The organism is Mesorhizobium sp. M7A.F.Ca.CA.002.05.1.1, assembly GCF_003998335.1.
Classification (GTDB): Bacteria; Pseudomonadota; Alphaproteobacteria; order Rhizobiales; family Rhizobiaceae; genus Mesorhizobium.
In genome coordinates, this window is the sequence record NZ_RZQI01000844.1 from 1 (window position 1) to 2557 (window position 2557).

A 2557-nucleotide genomic window follows, 5' to 3' on the forward strand; every position below is an offset into this window, starting at 1 on the left:
GGGCGACAGCTTATGCGATGGGATCGGCCACTCTGCGGAAGGCAGGAAATCATATGCGGACCCTTCCTGACGCGTTCATCCCCGAACTGCCGGGCCACTACAGCGGCAAGGTCCGCGAGAACTATGACCTTGCGGACGGCCGGCGCATCATCATCGCCACCGACCGCCTCAGTGCCTTCGACACCATCCTGACGTCGATCCCCTGCAAGGGCGAGATCCTGACCCAGACGGCGCGGTACTGGTTCGAGGAAACCGCCGACATCTGCCCGAACCATGTTCTCGAATACCCCGACCCGAACGTCGTCGTCGGCACAAGGCTCGACATCCTGCCGGTCGAGATCGTCGTGCGCGGCTATCTGGCGGGAACCACCAGCACCTCGATCCTGACGCGCTACAAGCGCGGTGACCGCGACATGTACGGCATCCGCCTGCCGGATGGCCTGCGCGACAATGAAAGACTGGCGGAGCCGATCATCACGCCGACCAGCAAGGCCGCGCATGGCGGCCATGACGAACCGCTGTCCAAAGCCGAGATTCTCGAGCAGGGTCTTCTCACGCAGGCGCAGTGGGATACCGTATCGGACTACGCCTTGCGGCTGTTCGCCCGCGGCCAGCAGCGCGCCACTGAGCGCGGCCTGATCCTGGCCGACACGAAATACGAATTCGGCACCGACAAGGACGGGACCATCATTCTTGCCGACGAAATCCACACGCCTGACAGCAGCCGGTACTGGATCGCATCGAGTTACGAACAGGCGCTCGCCAGCGGCAGCCGGCCGGAGAGTTTTGACAAGGATTTCATCCGCTCATGGGTCTCGGCGCGCTGCGATCCCTACAGCGACCCGATCCCCAAAATACCCGACGAGATCGTCGAACAGGCTTCCGGGGTCTACGCGCAGGCCTATGAGGCGATCACGGGTAAGGAATTCTCGCCGGACCTTTCCGGGGACAGCGTGCTGGATCGCATCAGAGCTAACCTTGCAGGTTATTTTTGAGAGGTGCCCCTCTCAGCTAACGCCTGGTCTTAAGCCGCGCAGTCGACCCCCACTCCGTCGAGCTTCGCTCGCCACCTCTCCCCCGATCGACGGGGTAGAGGAAGGGCGCGAGCTTGGGGTGGCGCTGCGAAGCAGCGACGGAGTGGGGGAAGCCCCCTCCAAAACCCGAAGCCGCTGGAAATCAGGCACAACCGCGCGAATGCCAGGGTTAGCCTATGCCATGGAGGCCAGGAAACAGCAGCTGCGGCGCGTTGACCTGGTCCTGCAGCGGCGATACGGATCGATGATCATCACCTCACAAGGATTTCTCGCATGGTGCACTACGCTGAAGGACGGCCGCTTGGCGATCTGACGCTGCGCACCCTGGCCATGCCTTCGGACGCCAATGCGGCCGGCGACATTTTCGGCGGCTGGGTGATGGCGCAGATGGACCTGGCCTGCGGTATCCGTGCGGCCGAGCGCGCCAAGGGCCGCGTGGTGACGGCGGCGGTGAAAGAGATGTCGTTCGCCAAGCCGATGAAGATCGGCGACACGCTGTGCATCTACACCCATGTCGAGCGCGTCGGCCGCACCTCGATGACGCTCAAGGTCGAAGCCTGGGCGCAGCGCTACCTCTCCGACCTGATGGAAAAGGTCACCCATGCCGATTTCGTCATGGTGGCGCTGGATGGCGAAGGCAAGCCGAAAGCGGTTCCCGCCGAAGGCTGACGAAAGCCGAAAAATCAGAACCGCACTTGCATCGTGGCGCGGACGCCCTGATCGGCCGCCTTCTTCCCGAACTGGCCGGAGTAGCTGATCCCCAGCGTGGTTCTGTCGGCGATCCGGAAATCGAGCCCGGCCCCGACGATGGCTGTATCCCTAGCGATCGGCACGCCGGCAATGGTGAACAGGTCGCCGCCGGCGAAGGCCATGTCCGCGGTCGGCGTGGTGTCGCCGAAGGCATGACGCCAGCCGAGCGTACCCTGCGCGGTTGCCTGCACCCCGCCGAGGTCGAAGCCGGCCGAGGCACGCAAGCCGAGCGTGGTGAAGGTGGTCTCGGTGGTCGAGGCGGCGGAGGTGAGCGCCGCGGCGCCACCCTGTTCCGTGAAGCCGTCGGTGTGAAGGTTGACATAGGCGAGACTGGCGAAGGGCTCGAAGGCAGCCATGCGCGTCTCGACGCGATAGCCGGCCTCGCCGAAGACCTGCGCGGTTCCGGCATCGTATTTAGCCGTCAGCGCATCGGCGAAGCCTGGAACGACGACGTTGCGGCTGGTGTCGATCCGGTTCCAGCTGTAGGCGACGCCGCCGCGCAGGCCCAGGCCGTCCCACTGTCCACCGCCATAAAGGCCGATGTGATAGGTGTCGCTGGAGCCGGAAGAGGCACGATCGTCGACGTCGAAACTGGTGTGGCTGTAGCCGGTCAGCAGGCCAACCCGCCAGGCGTCGCCGATGGCGGTGTCGCCGCCGGCGAGGAAGCCGCCGGTGGAGCGGTCGAGGCCGGCGGCATTGCCGTCGCCGCTCGCCGTGCCCCAGGAGCCGAAAGCTTGCCCCCACACGACGAAACGGCTGGTGTTAGCCTCGAC

The 2557-nt window shown here is 65.0% G+C and carries 3 protein-coding genes; 2 read left to right on the forward strand and 1 reads right to left on the reverse strand.

Annotation, left to right across the window (positions count from 1 at the left end):
* Positions 1–53 precede the first annotated feature (53 nt).
* Together EN939_RS29345 and EN939_RS29355 are read left to right on the forward strand one after the other, a co-directional pair.
* A complete protein-coding gene (locus EN939_RS29345; RefSeq protein WP_127271176.1) occupies positions 54–995 on the forward strand; it encodes a phosphoribosylaminoimidazolesuccinocarboxamide synthase in 942 nt (313 codons plus the stop codon).
* Positions 996–1307: 312 nt separating this feature from the next.
* Positions 1308–1703, forward strand: a complete 396-nt coding sequence (locus EN939_RS29355; protein WP_013530049.1) for an acyl-CoA thioesterase — start codon at positions 1308–1310, stop codon at positions 1701–1703.
* Positions 1704–1717: 14 nt separating this feature from the next.
* Here EN939_RS29355 and EN939_RS29360 read toward each other — a convergent pair.
* Positions 1718–2557 (reverse strand): autotransporter outer membrane beta-barrel domain-containing protein (locus tag EN939_RS29360; RefSeq protein WP_127271177.1); only part of this gene is annotated, 840 nt, incomplete at its 5' end.

Excerpts from the sequence above, each read along its gene's own strand:
- EN939_RS29345 (WP_127271176.1), top strand. The coding sequence starts at position 54 with ATGCGGACCCTTCCTGACGCGTTCATCCCCGAACTGCCGGGCCACTAC.
- EN939_RS29355 (WP_013530049.1), top strand. The coding sequence starts at position 1,308 with ATGGTGCACTACGCTGAAGGACGGCCGCTTGGCGATCTGACGCTGCGC.